The organism is Streptomyces sp. NPDC002044, assembly GCF_040296725.1.
Lineage (GTDB): Bacteria > Actinomycetota > Actinomycetes > Streptomycetales > Streptomycetaceae > Streptomyces > Streptomyces antarcticus.
The window spans coordinates 1-20,540 of sequence record NZ_JBEOXU010000056.1 but is presented as its reverse complement, the minus strand read 5'-3'; the positions used below and the strand labels follow the sequence as shown (position 1 = coordinate 20,540).

17 protein-coding genes and 1 riboswitch are annotated in these 20,540 nt (G+C 75.2%); of the genes, 12 read left to right on the top strand and 5 right to left on the bottom strand.

From position 1 onward, the window contains the following. Positions 1-118: 118 nt before the first annotated feature. Both ypfJ and ABT106_RS16245 read left to right on the top strand, forming a co-directional pair. Complete coding sequence (ypfJ, locus tag ABT106_RS16250; RefSeq protein WP_351277338.1) at positions 119-1,009, top strand: KPN_02809 family neutral zinc metallopeptidase; 891 nt, start codon at positions 119-121, stop codon at positions 1,007-1,009. An 80-nt stretch (positions 1,010-1,089) separates the two neighbouring features. Beyond that, positions 1,090-1,485 (top strand): VOC family protein, encoded by a 396-nt coding sequence (locus tag ABT106_RS16245; RefSeq protein ID WP_351277335.1) that lies wholly within the window; start codon positions 1,090-1,092, stop codon positions 1,483-1,485. Between the two features lie 65 nt (positions 1,486-1,550). On the opposite strand, the gene ABT106_RS16240 is transcribed toward ABT106_RS16245, so the two are convergent. Further along, a complete protein-coding gene (locus ABT106_RS16240; RefSeq protein ID WP_502979390.1) occupies positions 1,551-2,993 on the bottom strand; it encodes a hypothetical protein in 1,443 nt (480 codons plus the stop codon). Between the two features lie 173 nt (positions 2,994-3,166). After that, positions 3,167-4,297 carry an alpha/beta hydrolase family protein gene (locus ABT106_RS16235; protein WP_351277332.1) on the bottom strand — a complete coding sequence of 377 codons (1,131 nt, stop codon included), beginning with the start codon at positions 4,295-4,297 and terminating at the stop codon, positions 3,167-3,169. 330 nt (positions 4,298-4,627) lie between these two features. Between ABT106_RS16235 and ABT106_RS16230 the strand changes: the two genes are divergently transcribed. The 7 genes from ABT106_RS16230 (at position 4,628) to ABT106_RS16200 (ending at position 13,332) form a co-directional block, all read left to right on the top strand. Next, positions 4,628-5,893, top strand: a complete 1,266-nt coding sequence (locus ABT106_RS16230; protein WP_351277329.1) for an inorganic phosphate transporter — start codon at positions 4,628-4,630, stop codon at positions 5,891-5,893. 25 nt (positions 5,894-5,918) lie between these two features. After that, a complete protein-coding gene (locus ABT106_RS16225; RefSeq protein WP_267722397.1) occupies positions 5,919-6,140 on the top strand; it encodes a hypothetical protein in 222 nt (73 codons plus the stop codon). A 163-nt stretch (positions 6,141-6,303) separates the two neighbouring features. Next, positions 6,304-6,454, top strand: a riboswitch (cobalamin riboswitch). A 37-nt stretch (positions 6,455-6,491) separates the two neighbouring features. Beyond that, positions 6,492-7,511, top strand: a complete 1,020-nt coding sequence (locus tag ABT106_RS16220; protein ID WP_351277386.1) for a cobalamin biosynthesis protein — start codon at positions 6,492-6,494, stop codon at positions 7,509-7,511. Continuing rightward, positions 7,508-9,067, top strand: coding sequence for a cobyric acid synthase (locus ABT106_RS16215; protein ID WP_351277326.1), 1,560 nt, complete (start codon positions 7,508-7,510; stop codon positions 9,065-9,067). The genes ABT106_RS16220 and ABT106_RS16215 overlap by 4 nt, the downstream gene beginning before the upstream one ends. Positions 9,068-9,158: 91 nt before the next feature. Continuing rightward, the gene (locus ABT106_RS16210) at positions 9,159-11,318 is read left to right on the top strand and encodes a putative cobaltochelatase (RefSeq protein ID WP_351277324.1); all 2,160 of its coding nucleotides are present in this window, start codon (positions 9,159-9,161) and stop codon (positions 11,316-11,318) included. After that, the gene (gene cobO, locus ABT106_RS16205; RefSeq protein WP_351277321.1) at positions 11,318-11,917 is read left to right on the top strand and encodes a cob(I)yrinic acid a,c-diamide adenosyltransferase; all 600 of its coding nucleotides are present in this window, start codon (positions 11,318-11,320) and stop codon (positions 11,915-11,917) included. The genes ABT106_RS16210 and cobO overlap by 1 nt, the downstream gene beginning before the upstream one ends. Further along, a complete protein-coding gene (locus ABT106_RS16200) occupies positions 11,911-13,332 on the top strand; it encodes a cobyrinic acid a,c-diamide synthase CobB (RefSeq protein WP_351277318.1) in 1,422 nt (473 codons plus the stop codon). Before cobO ends, ABT106_RS16200 begins: the two co-directional genes overlap by 7 nt. Before the next feature lie 2 nt (positions 13,333-13,334). Here the strand turns inward: ABT106_RS16200 and ABT106_RS16195 are convergent, their stop codons facing one another. Then, positions 13,335-14,060 (bottom strand): ZIP family metal transporter, encoded by a 726-nt coding sequence (locus ABT106_RS16195; protein WP_351277316.1) that lies wholly within the window; start codon positions 14,058-14,060, stop codon positions 13,335-13,337. A 133-nt stretch (positions 14,061-14,193) separates the two neighbouring features. On the opposite strand from ABT106_RS16195, the gene cobC reads away from it, so the two are divergent. Together cobC and ABT106_RS16185 are read left to right on the top strand one after the other, a co-directional pair. Then, entirely contained in the window at positions 14,194-15,648 is a 1,455-nt protein-coding gene (gene cobC / locus ABT106_RS16190; RefSeq protein WP_351277384.1) for an Rv2231c family histidinol phosphate aminotransferase CobC, read from the top strand. 125 nt (positions 15,649-15,773) lie between these two features. Beyond that, on the top strand, positions 15,774-17,018 hold the full coding sequence (locus tag ABT106_RS16185) for a CapA family protein (RefSeq protein WP_351277314.1): 1,245 nt from the start codon (positions 15,774-15,776) through the stop codon (positions 17,016-17,018). Between the two features lie 160 nt (positions 17,019-17,178). On the opposite strand, the gene ABT106_RS16180 is transcribed toward ABT106_RS16185, so the two are convergent. Together ABT106_RS16180 and ABT106_RS16175 are read right to left on the bottom strand one after the other, a co-directional pair. Beyond that, a complete protein-coding gene (locus ABT106_RS16180) occupies positions 17,179-18,126 on the bottom strand; it encodes an SCO1860 family LAETG-anchored protein (RefSeq protein WP_351277311.1) in 948 nt (315 codons plus the stop codon). A gap of 308 nt (positions 18,127-18,434) precedes the next feature. Further along, positions 18,435-19,511 (bottom strand): amidohydrolase family protein, encoded by a 1,077-nt coding sequence (locus tag ABT106_RS16175; RefSeq protein ID WP_351277382.1) that lies wholly within the window; start codon positions 19,509-19,511, stop codon positions 18,435-18,437. Between the two features lie 192 nt (positions 19,512-19,703). Here ABT106_RS16175 and ABT106_RS16170 point away from each other — a divergent pair. Next, positions 19,704-20,540 (top strand): pyridoxal-phosphate-dependent aminotransferase family protein (locus tag ABT106_RS16170; RefSeq protein WP_351277309.1); only part of this gene is annotated, 837 nt, incomplete at its 3' end.

Sequence of the window (20,540 nt, the reverse complement as noted above, 5' to 3'; positions counted from 1 at the left end):
CGCCGCGTCCCCCGTTCGGCCCAGGGAACGCACCGGCCGACCGGTGCGCGTATCAGGATGAACAGGTTGACACTCGCCGCAAGGGCGGCACGGCACGTGGATGCGAGGGCGGTGCGGGATGCAGTTCGACGACAACGCCAATCTGGACACCTCCGAGGTCAGCGATGTGCGCGGCAGCCGCATCCCCGGCGGACGGGCCACGGTCGGCGGAGGCATCGTCGGCATCATCGCGCTGATCATGGGGCTGCTGTTCGGCGTGGGCCCCGAGCAGCTGGGGCTGTCCTCGGGGAACGAGGAGCCGGACCCGGCGGCGTCCTCCGTCAACCAGGTGCAGCAGGCCTGCCGGACGGGACAGGACGCGAACGCGCGGGAGGACTGCCGGCTGGTCGCGGTGGTCAACAGCACGCAGGACTTCTGGAAGCAGGAGTTCACCCGGCGCGGCGGGCAGTACAGCCCGGCGCAGACGGTCTTCTTCACCGGCCGCGTGGCCACCGCCTGCGGGTCGGCCACCTCCGCGGTCGGCCCCTTCTACTGCCCCGCGGACCGCAAGGTCTACCTGGACCTGGGCTTCTTCAACGAGCTGCGGACGAAGTTCGGCGCGAGCGGCGGCCCCTTCGCCCAGGCGTACGTCGTCGCCCACGAGTACGGGCACCACATCCAGAACCTGACCGGCACGCTCCAGCGGGCCCAGGACGGGCAGCAGGGCGTGAACAGCAACGCGGTGAAGGTGGAGCTCCAGGCGGACTGCTACGCGGGGGTGTGGGCGCACAACGCGACGAAGACCCCGGACGAGTCCACGGGCCGCCCGCTGATCACGAGCCTGACGGACCAGGACATCAAGGACGGGCTGGACGCGGCGGCCGCGGTCGGCGACGACCGGATCCAGGAGAAGTTCCAGGGCCGGGTGACCCCCGAGTCCTGGACGCACGGGTCGGCCGAGCAGCGCCAGCAGTGGTTCTACCAGGGCTACCGGACCGGGGACATGGCCCAGTGCAACACCTTCCGCTGACTGTCGGCGGCGCCTGCCATGCTGTGGCGTGGGTCACCTTCACGGCCGGTGACGTGCACCAGTGAGAGGGAGTGATCGTCATGGCAGGCGTTCCGTCGATCTGTCCGACCCTGCTGTACCGCGACGCCAAGGCGGCGATCCGGCAGCTGACGGAGGCGTTCGGGTTCCACCAGGTCGCCGTGTACGAGGGGGGCGACGGCACAGTGGCGCACGCCGAGCTGTCGTACGGCAGCGGCGCCGTGATGCTCGGCAGCAAGGGCCGGGGCGGGGCCTTCGCCCAGGCCATGGAGGGCGCCGGCCCCACCGGGGTCTACGTGGTGGTGGACGACGTGGACGGCCATCACCGGCGGGCCGTCGAGCACGGCGTGGAAATCCTGATGGAGCCCACCGACCAGGACTACGGCTCGCGGGACTACATGGCCCGGGACGTCGAGGGCAACGTCTGGAGCTTCGGTACGTACGCGCCGCAGGTCTGACACCCGCGGCGCGTCCGCGGCGGCGTCCGCCGCGCACGCGCTCCGGCTCCCCCGCGCGGGCGGGACTACGCGCCGCCGGTGTGCACCTGGAACGCGGCCCGGCGGACCGCCTTGGCGAGCGCCGGGTCGGGGTGGGCCGCCGCCAACGCCACCAGGACCTGCACGGTGCGCGGGTGTCCGACCGCCCGGACCTCGTCCAGCAGCCGCGGGACGGTGGTCCGTACGGCCGAGTCGAGGTGGCGGGCCAGCAGTTCCGCCTCGCCGTGGTCGGCGATGGCGGCCGCGGTGTCGACCCAGAGCCAGGTCGACTCCTCGGCGGTGAGCACGTGCTGGGCCTCGTCCGGGTCGACCCCGTCGTGCTCGGCGAGCCAGAGCAGGGCGTAGGGCCGCAGGGCGGCCTCGCGGACCGCGGCGCGGACCTCGGGTTCCGCGGGGGCTCCGACGACCCGCAGCGCTTCGAAGGCGAGGCCGCGCAGCAGCGCGTCCTCGCCCCGGGCGGCGTGCAGGAGCTCGCTGACCGCGTGGCCGACGGGGCGGGCGGCGAGCCAGGCCTGGTACTCGGCGCGGGCCGGCCCCGGGGTGAGGCGGGCGCAGCCGTGCAGCATGGCGGCGGCGGACTGCTCGATGTTCCCGGCGGGGCTCTGCGCGGCGACGCAGATCTGCTCCAGCTTGACCCAGACGGCCCAGCTCCCCAGCGGGGTGAGGGTGGCCCGGGCGGGGCCGAGGGTGACGGCGTCCACGGCGGCGAGCCCGCCGAGCGCCCAGCGCAGCAGCCGGGCGAGCGGGAAGGGACGGCTCTCGGCGGCGGGCACGGGGGCGGGTCCGGGGACCCGGTCGGCCGGCGCGGTGCCGGATTCCGCGCCGTACGGGACCTCGCACCGCTCGTCGCGCAGCTCGGTGACGCGCTGCCCCAGCAGGTCCAGGAGATCGGGCACGGTCACCGGGCCGGCCGACAGCTGGAGGAGGGAGAGGAGCTGGGGCATGGCCTCGACGACCTCGGCGACGGCCGCGGGGGCGATGTCGGCGGGGGCCGGGTGGACCAGCGACCAGGCGTCGAAGAGCGCGACCCAGCCGCGCAGTACGGCGGTGTCGTCGCGGTCCCAGGCGCGCAGTCGCCAGCCGGGGCGGGCGTGGCCGCCGTGCACCTCGACGAGGCCGGCGAGCCGGGCGCGGTCCCAGCCGACCCGGATCTGGCCGTGGGTCAGGTTCAGTTCCCCGGCGGCCCGTTCGACGTCGGAGGCCGGCAGCGCGCCCGCGGGTGCGGGGCGGCCGCCGTCACCGGCTCCGAGGTTGTACTCGGCCCAGCGGGTCAGGCGCACGGCGTCGGCGAGCGAGGCCCTGGCCCGGTTCGCGAGGTCCGCCGTGGCGGGCGTACCGGCCGGAGGCCGCGGGGCGGTTCTGGTCCGCCGGTCGGTCACCGCCTTGCGGGCCGCTGCGACGGAACGCGGGGAGACGAGTCGGAGTCTGGAGTCGCGAGCCAACTGCTCATCAGGCTTTCGGGACGTCACGGAAGCAGTCTCGCCCGTGACGGGCCGAAAGCCCAAACGGAACCGGCCCCTACGGCCTCCCGCCCGGGTAACAGACCCGGACAAGCCGCCCGCCGGGCCCCGACTGCCACACGGCCTTCACATGACGGGACCTCACCGGAAGCCCTTGTCGGGACCCCCCATGAGGCGCGGGCTCACATGAGCGGAGTGAGGAAGCGGCGCAGTGCCTCCTCGTACCCGGCCGGGTCGGCGTTCCACATCGCCCCGTGCCCGGCCCCGGCCACGGTGTGCAGGGTGACGAGGTCGGGGCGGGCGGCGGCGAGCCGCCGGGAGGGCTCCCAGGAGGCGAGCGTGTCGTCGGGACCGTGGAAGACCAGGACCGGGACGCGCAGCGCGCCGGGGTCGGCGCCCGGCGGGAGCCGGTCGGCGCTCAGCCCGGCGCGGCTCTCGGCGGCCCGGACCGCCAGCGGCAGCACCGCGGCCGGCGTGCGGCGCGCGGCCGCCAGCGCGCGCAGCGTCGCGTGCCAGTCGAGGACGGGCGAGTCCAGCACCAGCCCGGAGATCCGGTCGGCGAGCGCCGAGCGCTCGGCGGCCCGCAGGGCCATGGCGGCGCCGGTGGACCAGCCGTGCAGCACCACGCGGCGGGCGCCGTAGCGCAGGGCGTAGCGGATGGCGGCGTCCAGGTCCCGCCACTCCGATTCGCCGAGGTGCCCGAGGCCGTCGGGAGGGGACGGGGCACCGAGGTCGCCCCGGTAGGCGAGGTCGAGGACGGGCAGGTGGTGGCGGTGGAGGAAGGGCATGACCACCATCGGGTGCTCGCGGCCGCTGCCGAGCCCGTGCACGGTGATGACCCAGGTGTCCCGGGCCGCGGGCACGAACCAGGCGGGCAGCGCGCCCAGCTCCCCGGGGACGTCCACGTCGGCGTGGTCGAGCCCGAGCGCGGTGCGCGGGTTCCCGAGGTGGACCTGGGGGGTGAGGGTGACCCGGGTGCCGGGCTCCAGGCTGCCGTGGGTGACGGCGACGAGACGGCGGACCACGGTGTCGGGGCCGTGCGGGGCGTCGGGGAGGACCGGGCCGACGACGGCGTGCACGCCGGGGGCGTCCAGGCCGTACGTGCCGGGGCGCAGGGAGCCGAGGGACCGGGTCAGCTCGACCCGCCCGGGGGCGGTGGAGTGGACGCTGAGCCGGGGGCCGCCGGGCAGGGGGCGTCCCGGTTCGGGCCGCAGGGCGGCGTCGGCGGCGTAGCGGCCGGCCGCGACCGCGGCCGCTCCGGCGCCCAGGAGCGTGGTGGTGACGGCAGCTGCCGTCGCAGTGGCGGTACGCACGGCTCCAGTGTCGGCGCGCGGACTCCGGCGGGCCACCGGAGGCGCTCGCTCCGCGAGGGGCGCGGCATTCCGCTCGCGGAGCCCGGGGCGGAGTGACCTGGCTCTCTTTCAGGTGACGGGGCGGGCCGTCCGGCAGGCGGCCGGGTTGGCGGAGGCGCGCATTCACCCGGCTTTGACGTGCATTAATCGATGTATCTGGCGCTGAATCGGGATGAAGAGCCCGATCGGGTGGCGCACCAGTACACCGCTCCGCCCGGGTCAGTTCATCTTCCGTTCATCCAGGTTGCCTACGGTCGCCGAGCCACTGACGTCAAACAGAAGCCTGGGTAAATGGAGCACATAACGCTTCTCCTCGGGATCGTGATCATCACCGCTCTCGTGTTCGACTTCACGAACGGTTTTCACGACACGGCCAACGCGATGGCCACCACCATCTCGACCGGCGCCCTCAAGCCCAAGACGGCGGTGGCCATGTCCGCCGTACTCAACCTCGTCGGCGCGTTCATGTCCGTGGAGGTCGCCAAGACGATCTCCAAGGGCCTGGTCAACGAAGAAGGCATCCAGCCAGAGGTGATCTTCGCCGCCCTGGTCGGAGCCATCCTCTGGAACCTCGTCACCTGGCTGGTCGGCCTGCCCTCGAGTTCCTCGCACGCCCTGATGGGCGGCCTGATCGGCGCCGCGGTCGCTTCGGCGGGCATGGGCGCGGTCAACGGCAGCGTCGTCCTCACCAAGGTGCTCATCCCCGCCATCGCCGCTCCGCTGGTGGCCGGCCTGGCCGCGCTGCTGGCGGCGAAGGTCACCTACAAGCTCGGCCACAAGGTCGGCGAGAAGACCTCCGCGAAGGGGTACCGCGCCGGTCAGATCGCCTCGGCGGGCCTCGTCTCCCTCGCGCACGGAACCAACGACGCGCAGAAGACGATGGGCATCATCACGCTGGCGCTCGTCGCCGGCAACGCGCTGCCCGCCGGCGCCAATCCGCCGGTCTGGGTCATCGTGTCCGCCGGCCTCGCCATCGCGATGGGCACCTACCTGGGCGGCTGGCGCATCATCCGCACCATGGGCAAGGGCCTGACCGACCTCCAGCCGCAGCAGGGCTTCGCCGCCCAGACCTCCGCGGCGAGCGTCATCCTGGCCTCCTCGTCCCTCGGCTTCTCCCTCTCCACCACCCACGCGTGCTCCGGCGCCGTCATGGGTTCCGGTCTGGGGCGCAAGGGCGGCGTGGTCCGCTGGTCCACCGCCACCCGCATGTTCATCGCCTGGGGCCTGACCCTGCCGGCCGCCGCCCTGGTCGCCGCCGGTGCGGAGCTGGTCATGCGGACCGGTGACATCGGCATCGCCGCCGTCACGGTCTTCCTGGTCGCCTCCTGCTTCGCCATCTGGGTCATCTCGCGCCGCCAGGTCGTCGACCACAACAACGTCAACGAGGTGGAGCCGGCCGGCGCCGCGGAGCCGGAGCAGGGCGTCGTGACCACGGCCATGGCCGCCGTCACCGTCCCGCCGACCACCGCCGCGGCCGCGGCCATGGCGGACGACGACCTCCGGGCCACCATCCCGGCCGCGACGACGACCCCGGCGGCTCCGGCCGCCGCGGTCTGACCGAGATCTGCAGAGGAACGGCAGTATGAAGATCGACTGGGAAGCACTCGGCTCCGTCTTCGGGGTCAGCCTCTCCGCCACCGTCGCCCTCGTGGCCCTGTTCACCCTGGGCCTCGTGGGCCTGTCCAAGCACGAGGCCGCCACCGAACAGGGCGGCAGCGCCACCCTGGCCCGCAGCGGGGCGTACGCCTGCTTCGCGCTCGTCACGGCGGCCGTGGCGTACGGGATCTACCTGATCGTCGCCTGATCCGTCGGGCACGGTGCGCGCGGGCTCCCTCCGGGTTTCTCCGGGGGGAGCTTTCGCATGACCGGCCGTGCGCCGCGCGTCGGCCGTACGCCCCGCGCCGTCCGCCGCGCGCCGTCGGGTCCCCGGCCGCGGCCCCGCCGCAGGTCAACGGCGAGTTGACGGGCCTTCTCGGTGCGTGGTGGACTGCCCGAGCCATTACGGCGGCATGGAGAGGAAGCCGGTGCGAATCCGGCGCGGTCCCGCCACTGTCACCGGGGGCACTCCACCGAGTGCGCCCCGGGAGCCAGGAACTCTCGCCGCCGGTCACGTCGAACCAGGGCGCGGACCCTGAGTGAGGACATGTCTTCCACCATGCGTGCCGACCGCGTCTTCGCGTACGGCGCCGCGGCGGGCCTGATCGGCGACCGGATCCTCGGGGATCCGCGTCGCGGGCACCCCGTGGCCGCCTTCGGACGGGCCGCCGCCGCCGTCGAGCGCGCCCTGTGGCGCGACGACCGCGCCCGGGGCGCCCAGCACACCCTGGTCTGCGCCGGGGGCGCGACCGCCGTCGGCCTGCTCGGCGCCCGCGCCGTGCGCTCCCGGCCCGCGGCCGCCCGGATCGCCCTGACCGCCGCCGCCACCTGGGCCGTCGTCGGCGGCACCTCGCTGGGCCGCGAGGCCCGGGCCATCGGCGGTTCGCTGGCCGCCGGGGACGCCGAGGCGGCCCGGGAGCGGCTGCCGCATCTGTGCGGACGCGATCCGCAGGCCCTGGACGAGCAGCAGATGGCCCGGGCCGTCGTGGAGTCCGTCGCCGAGAACACCTCCGACGCGGTCGTCGGGGCCCTGGTGTGGGGCGCCGTCGCCGGGGTCCCCGGGCTGCTGGCCTTCCGCGCCGTGAACACCCTGGACGCGATGGTCGGCCACAGGTCCCCCCGTCACCTGCGCTACGGCTGGGCCTCCGCCCGGCTCGACGACGTGGCGGGCTGGCCGGGCGCCCGGCTGACCGCGCTCGCCGCCGTCCTGGCCGGCCCCGACCGGCGGGGGGCCCTGCGGGCCTGGCGCGCGGACGCCTCCCGGCACCCCAGCCCGAACGCCGGCCCCGTCGAGTCCTCCTTCGCGGGGGCGCTCGGCGTGCGCCTGGGCGGCACCCTGGCGTACGGCGGCCGCGTCGAGCACCGGGCCGTGCTCAACGGCGCGGCCGGACGGCCCGTCGAGGTCGCCGACATCGAGCGGGCGGTCCGGCTGTCGCGGAACGTGACCTGGCTGGCGCTGGGGGCCTGCGTGGCAGCACGGACGCTGGCCGCGCGCGCCTTCCGCACCTCGCCCGTCTCGCCTGTCTCTCCCCTGTCCCCTCTCTCCCCCCTCTCCCGTACGAGGAAAGGTCGCCCGTGAGCGGCGCGAAGCGCGGCGGCGGACTGCTGGTCGCCGGTACGACGTCCGACGCGGGCAAGAGCGTGGTCACGGCGGGCATTTGCCGCTGGCTGGCCCGCACCGGCGTGAAGGTGGCGCCCTTCAAGGCGCAGAACATGTCGCTGAACTCCTTCGTGACCCGCGAGGGCGCCGAGATCGGCCGCGCCCAGGCGATGCAGGCGCAGGCCGCCCGGGTGGAGCCGACCGCGCTGATGAACCCGGTGCTGCTCAAGCCGGGCAGTGACCAGAGCAGCCAGGTGGTGCTGCTGGGCAGGCCGGTGGGCGAGATGAACGCCCGCGGGTTCTTCGGCACGGCCGGGGGCTCCGCCCCCGGGGCGGAGCCGCGGGGCGGGCGGCGGGAGCAGCTGCTCGGCGTCGTCACGGACTGCCTGGAGCAGTTGCGGGGCACGTACGACGCCGTGATCTGCGAGGGCGCGGGGAGTCCGGCCGAGATCAACCTGCGCCGGACCGACATCGTCAACATGGGGATCGCCCGGGCCGCGCGGTTCCCGGTGGTCGTGGTGGGGGACATCGACCGGGGCGGGGTCTTCGCGTCCTTCTTCGGGACCACGGCGTTGCTGTCCCCGGAGGACCAGTCGCTGATCGCGGGGTACCTGGTGAACAAGTTCCGGGGTGACGTGTCGCTGCTGGAGCCCGGCATGGAGATGCTGCGCGGTCTGACCGGCCGCGGGACGTACGGAGTACTGCCCTTCCGGCACGGCCTCGGCATCGACGAGGAGGACGGCCTGCGGGTGTCCCTGCGCGGCACGGTCCGGGAATCGGTGGTGGCGCCGCCGGTCGGTGAGGACGTGCTGCGGGTCGCGGTGTGCGCGGTGCCGCTGATGTCGAACTTCACGGACGTGGACGCGCTCGCCGCCGAGCCGGGGGTCGTGGTGCGGTTCGTGGACCGGGCCGAGGAGCTGGCCGACGCGGACCTGGTCGTCGTACCCGGTACGCGCGGCACGGTGAAGGCGCTGGCCTGGCTGCGCGAGCGCGGCCTCGCCGACGCGCTGGCCCGGCGGGCCGCCGACGGCCGGCCGGTGCTGGGGATCTGCGGCGGGTTCCAGGTGCTGGGCGAACACATCGAGGACGAGGTCGAATCGCGGGCCGGGGCGGTCGACGGCCTGGGCCTGCTGCCCGTACGCGTCCGCTTCGAGCGGGAGAAGACCCTCGCCCGGCCGGTGGGCACCGCGCTCGGCGAGCCGGTCGAGGGGTACGAGATCCACCACGGCGTGGCCGAGGTGCTGGGCGGGGAGCCGTTCCTGGACGGGTGCCGGGTCGGGTCCGTGTGGGGGACCCACTGGCACGGCTCGCTGGAGTCGGACGGCTTCCGCCGGGCGTTCCTGCGCGAGGTCGCGGCGGCCGCCGGGCGGCGCTTCGTCCCGGCCCCGGACACCTCGTTCGGGGTGCTGCGCGAGGAACAGCTCGACCTGCTGGGCGACCTGATCGAGGAACACGCCGACACCGGCGCGCTGCTGCGGCTGATCGAGGAAGGCGCCCCGGCGGGACTGCCGTTCCTGCCGCCGGGCGCGCCGTGACGGGCCGCGGCGGCGGCGCCCCGGGCGCGGCGGCGGGCCGCGCCCTCACCCTCCCTGTGCCGCACATATCCCTAGAAGGAGTGAGCAACCGATGAGCACGCCCTATCCGTTCACCGCAGTGGTCGGCCAGAACGACCTGCGGCTGGCGCTCCTGCTCAACGCCGTGAGCCCGGCGGTCGGCGGCGTGCTCGTGCGCGGCGAGAAAGGTACCGCCAAGTCCACCGCCGTGCGCGCGCTCTCCGCGCTGCTGCCGCAGGTCGACGTGGTGCCCGGGTGCCGGTTCTCGTGCGCGCCCGTCGCGCCGGACCCGGCCTGCCCGGACGGCCCCCACGAGGCGGGGCCCGGCGGGGCCCGGCCCGCGCGGATGGTGGAGCTGCCGGTCGGCGCCTCCGAGGACCGGCTCGTCGGCGCCCTCGACATCGAACGGGCCCTCGCCGAGGGCGTGAAGACCTTCGAGCCGGGCCTGCTGGCCGATGCCCACCGCGGCATTCTCTACGTCGACGAGGTCAATCTCCTCCACGACCACCTGATCGACCTGCTGCTGGACGCGGCCGCGATGGGCGCCTCGTACGTCGAGCGCGAGGGCGTCTCCGTGCGGCACGCGGCCCGCTTCCTGCTGGTCGGGACCATGAACCCGGAGGAGGGCGAGCTGCGCCCGCAGCTCCTGGACCGCTTCGGCCTGACGGTGGAGGTCGCCGCGTCCCGCGAGCCCGCCCAGCGCGTCGAGGTGGTGCGCCGCCGGCTCGCGTACGAGGACGATCCCGCGAACTTCGCGGACCGCTGGGCCGGGGACGAACACGAGGTCCGGGCCCGTGTGGTGGCGGCGCGGTCGCTGCTGCCGAAGGTGGTGCTCGGGGACGGCTCCCTGCTCCGGATCGCGGCGGTGTGCGCCGGGTTCGAGGTGGACGGGATGCGCGCCGACATCGTGATGGCGCGGACCGCGACCGCGCTGGCCGCCTGGGCGGGCCGGACCGAGGTGCGCAAGGAGGACGTCCGGCAGGCCGCCCTGCTGGCCCTCCCCCACCGGCGGCGCCGCAACCCCTTCGACGCGCCGGGCCTGGACGAGGACAAGCTGGACCGCATCCTGGACGGCTTCCCCGACGACGAGCCGGAGCCCGAGCCGGAGCCCGAGGGTCCGGACGACGGCTCCCCGCGGGACGGGGGCCCGGACGACGGGGGCCCGGACGACGGCGGCCCCGGCCATGGCGGGGGCGGCGGCCTCCCGCCGCGGGACGGCGGCCCCGAGGCGCCCGAGCGACAGCGGGGCCCGGACGACGCAGGGCCCCAGGAGGCCCCCGGGGAGGAGGACTCCCCCGAGGGACCGGAGCCGTCCGGGGCGGCCCAGGCCGCGCCCGAGCAGGCGGCCGTACGCGCCGCCGAGCCGTTCCGCACCAAGGTGCTGAGCGTGCCGGGCCTCGGCGAGGGCGCGGCCGGGCGGCGTTCGCGCGCCCGTACCGCCCACGGCCGGACCACCGGGGCCCAGCGGCCCCGCGGCCAGCTGACGAAGCTGCACCTGGCGGCCACCCTGCACGCGGCGGCCCCGCACCAGAAGGCGCGCGGGCGCAGCGGGCACGGCCTGGTGATCCGCAAGGACGATCTGCGGCAGGCGACGCGGGAGGGCCGCGAGGGCAATCTCGTCCTCTTCCTCGTCGACGCCTCCGGTTCCATGGCGGCCCGGCAGCGGATGAGCGCGGTCAAGGGCGCTGTGCTGTCGCTGCTGCTGGACGCCTACCAGCGCCGCGACAAGGTCGGCCTGATCACCTTCCGGGGTTCCGGCGCCGAGCTGGCGCTGCCGCCGACCTCCTCGGTCGACTCGGCCGCCGCGCGCCTGGAGCAGCTGCCGACGGGAGGCCGCACCCCGCTGGCCGCCGGGCTGCTGAAGGCCCGTGAGGTGCTGCGGATCGAGCGGCTGCGGGACCCTTCGCGGCGTCCGCTGCTGGTCGTGGTCACCGACGGGCGGGCCACTTCGGCGGGCGGGCTCGGCGGCGGGCTGCCGGGGGACACGCCCCGCGCGCTGTCGGGCCGTGCGGCCCGGCTGCTGGCGGCCGAGGGCCTGACCTCGGTGGTCGTGGACTGCGAGTCCGGCCCGGTCCGGCTGGGGCTGGCGGGGGTGCTGGCCGCCGATCTGGGAGCGCCCGCCGTGACCCTGGAGGGGCTGCGGGCGGACTCGCTGGCCGGGCTCGTGAAGGACGTACGTACCGCCGTGACCACCGTTTCGACACCGCAGAGCAGCAACAGGAGGGCCGCGTAATGCCGCAGGGACAGCCGTCCGTCGTTCCGGACGACGGACTCACGACGCGCCAGCGCCGCAACCGTCCGCTCGTCTTCGTCCACACCGGCCCCGGCAAGGGCAAGTCGACGGCGGCCTTCGGGCTGGCGCTGCGCGCCTGGAACCAGGGCTGGCCGATCGGGGTGTTCCAGTTCGTCAAGTCGGCGAAGTGGAAGGTCGGCGAGGAGAACGCGCTCAAGGTGCTCGGCGCCTCCGGCGAGGGCGGTTCCGTCGTCTGGCACAAGATGGGCGAGGGCTGGTCCTGGGTCCAGCGCGACGCCCAGCTCGACAACGAGCAGGCGGCCAAGGAGGGCTGGGAGCAGGTCAAGCGCGACCTGGCCGCCGAGACGCACAAGCTGTACGTCCTCGACGAGTTCGCGTACCCGATGCACTGGGGCTGGATCGACGTCGACGAGGTCATCGAGGTGCTGCGCGACCGCCCCGGCACCCAGCACGTGGTCATCACCGGGCGCAACGCGCCGGAGAAGCTGGTGGAGTTCGCGGACCTGGTCACCGAGATGACCAAGGTCAAGCACCCGATGGACGCCGGCCAGAAGGGCCAGAAGGGCATCGAGTGGTGACGTCGCCCGGCATACCGCGGCTGGTCGTCGCCGCTCCGTCCTCCGGGAGCGGCAAGACCACCGTGACCACGGGCCTGATGGCGGCCTTCACGGAGCGCGGCCTCGCCGTGTCCCCGCACAAGGCCGGGCCCGACTACATCGACCCCGGCTACCACGCGCTGGCCACCGGCCGGCCGGGGCGCAACCTGGACGCGTTCATGTGCGGGCCGGACCTGGTGCCGGCGCTGTTCGCGCACGGGGCCGCCGGGTGCGATCTCGCGGTCGTCGAAGGCGTGATGGGGCTGTACGACGGGGCCGCGGGGCGGGGTGAGCTGGCGTCGACGGCGCAGGTCGCGAAGCTGCTGCGGGCGCCGGTGGTCCTGGTCGTCGACGCCTCCTCGCAGTCGCGGTCGGTCGCGGCGCTGGTGCACGGTTTCGCCTCCTTCGACCCTCAGGTGCGCCTGGGCGGCGTGATCCTCAACAAGGTCGGCTCCGACCGGCACGAGGTGATGCTGCGGGAGGCGCTGGAGGAGGCCGGGATGCCGGTGCTCGGCGTGCTGCGCCGGGCCCCGCAGGTGGCCGCGCCCTCGCGGCACCTGGGGCTGGTCCCGGTCGCCGAGCGGCGGGCGGACGCCCTGGAGTCGGTGGCGGCGCTGGCGGAGCAGGTGCGCCGGGGCTGTGACCTGGACGCCCTGATGGCCCTGGCCCGGACGGCCCCGCCGCTGCACTGCGAGCCCTGGTCGCCGTCGGATGCCCTGGCGGGTGCGGGGGGCAGCCCGGGGACGACCGCGGCCGGACCGGTGGAGGGCGTCCCCCGGCTCCGCGGCGGGCGGCCGGTCGTCGCCGTCGCGGGCGGACCGGCGTTCACGTTCTCGTACGCCGAGCACGCGGAGCTGCTCACCGCGGCGGGCGCCGAGGTGGTGGTCTTCGACCCGCTGCGGGACGAGGCGCTGCCCGAGAACACCGGCGGTCTGGTGATCGGCGGCGGCTTCCCCGAGGTGTACGCGCCCGAACTGTCCGCCAACGAGGCGCTGCGCCGGTCGGTGGCGGCCTTCGCGGCGGCGGGCGGCCCGGTGGCCGCCGAGTGCGCCGGGCTGCTGTACCTGGGACGCTCGCTCGACGGAAAGCCGATGTGCGGGGTGCTCGACGCCGACGCGCGGATGTCGGAGCGCCTCACGCTGGGCTACCGCGAGGCGGTGGCGGTGTCCGACAGCGCGCTCGCGCCGGCCGGGACCCGGCTGCGCGGGCACGAGTTCCACCGGACGGTGATCGAACCGGGTGCCGGGGCCTCCCCCGCGTGGGGGTTCACGCACCCGGAGCGCCGGGTCGAGGGCTTCGTACAGCGGGGCGTGCACGCCAGTTACCTGCACACGCACTGGGCGGCGGAGCCGTCCGTCGCCCGCCGCTTCGCGCGGGCGGCCGCGGACCGTCCGTGAGCTCACTCCGCGAGGCCGACCACCAGCCAGATCCCGGCCACCCCGCCCACCGTGCACATCAGCGTGGACAGTGCGGGGTGGTCGTGGTGCGCCTCGGGCAGGATCTCGGCGGCGGCCAGGTACAGCAGGACCCCGCCGAAGAACCCGAGGTACGCGCCGAGCGGTTCCTCCGGAAGGGTGAACAGCAGCGTGGACGCCGCGCCCACGACCGGGGCCAAAGCGTCGGCGATGAGCATCAGCACGGCCTTGCGGCGGTCGTTCCCGTACAGGCTGGTGAGCGTGTACGTGTTGAACCCGTCGGCGAAGTCGTGGGTGATGACGGCCAGCGCCACGGCGACGCCCATGCCCCCGCCGACCTGGAAGGCCGCGCCCAGCGCGACCCCGTCGGCGAGGCTGTGGCCGACCATCGCGGAGGCCGCCGTGAGCCCCACCTCGGGGGCGCGGGCCCCGTCCTCGGCGCCGTGCGAGGCCCGGCGTACGGCCAGCAGGCGTTCCACGACGTGCGCGACGAGGAACCCGGCCACGAAGAGCAGCAGGGCGAGCGGAACGCCGAACACCTCGTCGCCCGCCGCGTGCAGGGCCTCCGGGAGCAGGTCCAGCCCGACGACGCCGAGCATCAGCCCGCCGGCCAGGCCCAGTACGAGGTGGCGGCGGTCGGTGACGCGTTGCGCCGTCCATCCGCCCGCCAGGGTCATCAGGAACGCGCCCAACGCGACGATCACGGCCATGTCCCCCTGGATACCGATTCCCCGCCCCGCGCGCACGCCCGTGCCGGGGTACCGGGGGGCGGCGGGTTGACGAACGGGCGGCGACGGGTGAGGTTCGGACGATGTTCGCGTGACGTCGACGGTGGCGTTCACGATGACGGTGACGACGGAGGGAGGCTTCCCGGTGGGTGAGTACGCGACGCGGTTGGTGGTCGGGGTCGGCGGACGCGCGGGGGTCTCCGTCGCGGAGGTCTGCGCGCTGGTCGAGGAGACGCTGCGGGGGGCCGGGCTGGCCGCGGACGCGGTGACGGCGCTGGCCACGGTGGATTCGAAGGCGGACGAGGAGGGGATCGCCGGCGCGGCGAAACGTTTCGGCGTACCGTTGCTCGGCTACCCCGCCGAGGTACTGGCCGAGATCGCGGTGCCGCATCCCTCGGAGGCGGCGCGCGCCGCCTCCGCAACCCCCTCGGTCGCGGAGGCGGCGGCGCTGGCGGCGGGCGGGGAACTGCTCGTGCCCAAGCGCCGGTCGGTGGCGGCGACCTGCGCGGTGGCCACGGCGCAGGGGCACGACCTGCGCCACCACGGCGACGCGGAGGTGCTGGACGCGGACGCCGCGCTGGTGGACCTCGCGGTCAACGTACGGGCGCACACTCCCCCGCAGTGGCTCACACGGCGGATCGCGGCGTCCCTCGGGGATCTCGCGGCGTACCCCGACGGCCGGGCGGCCCGCGCGGCCGTCGCGGACCGGCACGGGCTGCCGGTCGAGCGGGTGCTGTTGACGGCCGGGGCGGCGGAGGCGTTCGTGCTGATCGCGCGGGCCCTGGACGCCGTGCGGCCGGTGGTGGTGCATCCGCAGTTCACCGAGCCGGAGTCGGCCCTGCGGGACGCGGGCCACCGGGTCGAGCGGGTCGTGCTGCGGGCGGAGGACGGCTTCCGGCTGGACCCGGCGGCGGTGCCCGAGGACGCGGACCTGGTGGTGGTCGGCAACCCCACCAACCCGACGTCCGTGCTGCACCCGGCGGACACCCTGGCCGCGCTGGCCCGGCCGGGCCGGCTGCTGGTGGTGGACGAGGCGTTCATGGACGCCGTCCCGGGCGAACGGGAGGCCCTGGCCGGCCGGATGGACCTGCCGGGCCTGGTGGTGCTGCGGAGCCTGACCAAGACCTGGGGGCTGGCCGGACTGCGCATCGGCTACGTCCTGGCCGAACCGGGGGTGATCGCGAAGCTGGCGGCCGCGCAGCCGCTGTGGCCGGTGTCGTCCCCGGCGCTGGTGGCCGCCGAGGCGTGCGTGGCTCCGGCGGCGCTGGCCGAGGCGCGGGAGGCGGCGCGGCAGATCGCGGTGGACCGGGAGCACCTGCTGGCGGGGCTCGCGGAGTTCGAGGAGATCACCGTCTCGGGGGTGGCGCAGGGGCCGTTCGTCCTGATCCGGGTGGAGGGCGCGGCGGAGGTCCGCCTCCGGCTGCGCGCCCTCGGGTTCGCGGTCCGGCGCGGGGACACCTTCCCGGGGCTGGACCGCTCCTGGCTCCGGCTGGCGGTCCGCGACCGGGTGACGACGGGCCGGCTGCTCCAGGCCCTGGACCGCGCGCTGGCCCTCAGCGGCGGCCGCTGAGCCCGGGGACGCTGCTCCGGCCCCGCCGCGCGCCTGTGGTCTCCGTACGGGCGACGTACCCTGGCGCCGGGGCGCCGGGGGCGGCGACGAGCCCCGCAGCGGACGTACGCACCGGGGGGTCGGACATGAAGGCATCCGTCAGGATCTGCGCGGCCCTGGCCGCACTGGCCGTGGTGGGCGGCGGCGTCTGGGCCGCGCCCCGGCTGCTGGACCGCGGCGGCGCTCCCGCCGCGCAGCAGCGGCTCCAGGAGGGGCCGGGGAGGGGCGGGACCGCGCCTGCCACGCCGTCCCCGCGGGCGGCGGACGCCCCGGCCGGGCGGCCGTTCACCCTGGTGGCGACCGGCGACATCATCCCGTACCCGTCGATCGTCCAGCGGGCGGCGGACGACGCGGGCGCGGCCGGGGGGTACGACTTCCGCCCGGTCCTCGCGGGGGTCAAACCTCTCGTCTCCGCCGCCGACCTGGCCATATGCCACCACGAGATACCGTACGGGCGGCCCGGCGGACCGTACACGGGCTACCCGCTCTTCAAGGCCCCGCACCAGCTGGCCGACGCCCTGAAGGACGCCGGGTACGACAGCTGTTCCACGGCCTCGAACCACACCCTGGACGACGGCTTCGAGGGCCTCGCCCGCACCCTGGACCACCTCGACCGCGCCGGGGTCCCGCACGTCGGTTCGGCCCGCAGCGCGCAGGAGGCCGCCGCGCCGGCCCTGATGGCGGCCGGCGGCGCGAAGGTGGCCCAGTTGTCGTACACCTACGGCACGAACGGCATCCCCCTCCCCCCGGACAAGCCGTGGGCGGTGAACCTGATCGACCAGGACCGGATCGTCGCCGACGCCCGCGCCGCCCGGGCCGGCGGCGCGAACGTGGTGGTGCTGAGCGTCCACTGGGGCACCGAGTGGCAGACGGCCCCCGACGAGCAGCAGCGCGGGCTGGCGCGGGCCCTGACCGCCTCCCGCGGCGCCGACGGCCTCCCGGACATCGATCTGGTCCTGGGCACCCACAACCACGTGCCGCAGCCGTACGAGAAGATCAACGGCATCTGGGTGGTCTTCGGCATGGGCGACCAGGTCGCCAGCTTCGTACCGGCGGACAAGCTGCGCGGCAACCAGTCCTCGGTGCCCCGTTTCACCTTCGCCCCGGCGGCGGACCGGCCGGGCCGCTGGGAGGTGGTCAAGGCCGAGTACCTGACGCAGTTCTCGGACATGGGACCGCCGTTCCGCGTCGTCTGCGCGTCCTGCGCGGCGGCCGACACCGGGCTCGGGGCGGCCAAGCGCGCCGAGTACGCGCGGATCGACCGCGAGGTCACGGAGGCCGTGCTGTCGCGCGGTGCGGCGGGGCAGGGCCTGGAGCACGCCACCCGCTGAGCCCCCGCCCGCGGTCGGCCGTGCCCCTGCCCCCTGCCCCCCGCCCCGCTCCGGCGGGCGCGCCCCGCGCCCCCGGTTCCGGCTCCGCCGGGGGCGCCGTCCCGTCGAGCACTCCCCTCCGGGTGCTCCTTGGGACGGCACCCCCGTCAGGCGGCGCGGCTCACGAGGTCCTGCGCCGCCGGGTCACGACCAGGGCGCCCCCGCCGATCCCGAGCAGGACCAGGGCGGCGCCCGCGACGTACGGGGCCGTCGAACCGCCGCCGGTCTCGGCCAGGTTGGCGCCGGTGGTGACGGGCGTCACGGTTCCGGTCCGGGTGTCCGTGACCGCCTGCGGCTTCACGTCGGGCTTCGTCTCCGGCTTCGGCGGGATCGGAACGGGCGCCGGCGGGGAAGCGCAGTGCGCCTCGGCGAGCACGATCTCGCCCTGCACCTCGGCCACGTTCAGGTTCAGCGGGTTCACGGACACCTTCAGGCGCAGGGCGGCCGCGGCCGCCGCGGCGGAGGTGGTCTCGGTCCCGGAGAGCTCCAGGCTGACCAGGCCCACGCCCGGGACCTCGACCTTGGTCGGCCCGCCGGCCGTGAGGGTGACCTTCTTGCCGAGCGCGGTCACCTTGCCGAGGACGTTCGCGCTGGCCACCGGCTTCTTGCCGGCTTCGCAGACGGCTTTGGAGGTGACCTGTTCCATCTCGACGAGCGAGAGCGCCGGCAGCCCCGGTACGTGCACCCTGGCCTTGGCGAGGTTCACCTCGGCCTCCGCCTTGTCCTTGTCCGCGGTCGCCTTGGACGTGGCCACGTCGGCGCGGAGCACGCGGACCGGCGCGCCTCCCTCGACTCCGTCCAGGGTGACGGTCAGCGCCGTCTTCTGCGCCGGGGCCGCCGGGGCGGTGACCTCGTTGAGCGTGGTCTTCAGGGGGACGTTGACGGTCTTGTTGAGCAGGCTCACGTCCAGTCCGGCCCGCAGGACGACGGCGCCGGCCCTGCCCACGCCCCCGGACCCGGTGCCGCCTCCCGCGCCGCCCGTGGCGAAGGCGGGCGGAGCGGCGAGCAGGGCCACCGTTCCCGTGGCGAGCAGGGCTAACGCGGGCGTGCGGAAGGTAGTGCTGTTCAAGATGGTGGAACCCCCGGGGAGATGGGTGCCGTCGCGGCGCCAATGGGGGACATCGCACGCGCCGACGGCTTCGACCCTCGGAATCTTTACGCACTGTGAGTGAACGAGCGGCAACCTGACGTCAGTTCACCCCAACGGGTGGTTTCCACGCATACATTCGAATCTTCGCGCCTCAGGAGGAACGCGAGTGCGCTCCGCTCGCATCCGTCCCGGGTACGGAGAGCCGCGCGGGCATCCCTAACGACGGCGGGGCCAGCGATGTCACGCCCCGTCAACGCGGCGCCGCGGCGCCCCGGGCCGGGCCTGCCTCAGGCGCGGACGGTGCCGTTCACCACGACCCGCAGCGGCCGCGCGAGCGCGCGCACGTCGGCCCGCGGATCCTCCGCGTACACCACGAGGTCCGCCGGCGCCCCCTCCTGCAGGCCCGGGCGGCCGAGCCACGCGCGGGCCGCCCAGGTGGTCGCCGAGAGCGCCTCCAGTGGCGGGATGCCGGCCTTCACCAGCTCCGCCACCTCCGCCGCGACGAGCCCGTGCGGCAGCGAACCGCCCGCGTCCGTGCCGACGTACACCGGGACGCCCGCGTCGTAGGCCGCCCGTGCGGTGTCGTACCGGCGCTCGTGCAGCCGCCGCATGTGCGCCGACCAGCGCGGGAACTTCGCCTCGCCGCCCGCCGCCATCTTCGGGAACGTCGCGATGTTCACCAGGGTCGGGACGATCGCGACGCCGCGCTCCGCGAACAGCGGGACGGTGTCCTCGGTGAGCCCGGTGGCGTGCTCGACGCAGTCGATGCCCGCCTCGACCAGGTCCCGCAGCGAGTCCTCCGCGAAGCAGTGCGCGGTGACGCGGGCGCCCAGGCGGTGCGCCTCGGCGATGGCCGCCTCGACCTCGGCGCGCGGCCAGCAGGCCGTCAGGTCCCCGGCCTCGCGGTCGATCCAGTCCCCCACCAGCTTCACCCAGCCGTCGCCGCGCAGCGCCTCCCGGCCGACGTACTCGACCAGGTCGGCCGGCTCGATCTCGTGGGCGTAGTTGCGGATGTAGCGGCGGGTCCGCGCGATGTGACGGCCCGCCCTGATGATCTTCGGGAGGTCCTCGCGGCCGTCGATCCAGCGGGTGTCCGAGGGCGATCCCGCGTCGCGGATCAGCAGGGTGCCCGCGTCCCGGTCGGTGAGGGCCTGGCGCTCGGCCGTCCCCGCGTCGACCGGTCCGTGCGAGTCCAGTCCGACGTGGCAGTGCGCGTCGACCAGGCCGGGCAGGGCCCAGCCCGTCACCGTGGTGATCTCGCGGGCGGTGCGCGGGCGTTCCCAGGAGATCCGCCCGCCGACCACCCAGAGCTCGTCGCGCACGTCGTCGGGGCCGACGAGCACGCGACCCCGTACGTGCAACACCGCGCCGTCCCGCGCGACGTCGGCAGCGGCGACGGCGACGGTGCCGGCAGCGGGGTCGGCAGCGGTCTCGGTCACATCGGCGGTGGTGGCGGCATCGGCGTCGGTCATGTCGGCACTGTACGTGCGTGCTCGGTACGCTCTCCCGGTACCTCCGGACGACCCCGGACGAGCCCGGACGAAGAGAGCACCGCCGTGACCCACCCCCTCCTGGACTTCCCGCCGCTCACCGCGGACCGCTTCGCGTCGATCGAACGGCGGGTCGCCGAGCTGCTCTCCACCCAACAGGACGTGGTGATCACCCAGGGCGAGGCGCTGCTGCCCCTGGAGGGGTGCATCCGGTCCGGCGCCCGGCCCGGTTCGACGGCGCTGAACGTCGTCACCGGCCCGTACGGGACCACCTTCGGCAACTGGCTGCGCGACTGCGGGGCCACGGTGGTGGATCTGGAGGTCCCCTTCGACACCGCCGTGACGGGCGGACAGGTGGCGGCGGCGCTCGCCGAACGCCCGGAGATCGACTTCGTCTCGCTGGTCCACGCGGAGGCGGCCACCGGCAACACCAACCCGGTCGCGGAGATCGGCGAGGCCGTACGGGCCCACGGCGCGCTGTTCATGCTCGACGCGGTGGCCTCGGTGGGCGCCGAGCCGCTGCTCCCGGACGCGTGGGGCGTCGACCTGTGCGTGATCGGCGCGCAGAAGGCGATGGGCGGCCCGGCGGGGGTCTCGGCGGTGTCGGTGTCGGAACGCGCCTGGGCCCGCTTCGCGGAGAACCCGGCGGCGCCGCGCCGCTCGTACCTCTCCCTCCTCGACTGGAAGGAGCGCTGGATCGACGGCGGCCGCACGGCGCTGCTCCACGCCCCGGCGCAGCTGGAGATGCTGGCCCTGGAAGCCTGCCTGGACCGGATCGCCGCCGAGGGCCTGCCCGTGGTGGAGGCCCGGCACGCGGCCGCCGCGGCGGCGACCCGCGCGGGCGCGGCGGCCCTGGGCCTCGCCCCGTACGTGCGCCGGGTGGCGGAGGCCGCCCCGATGGCG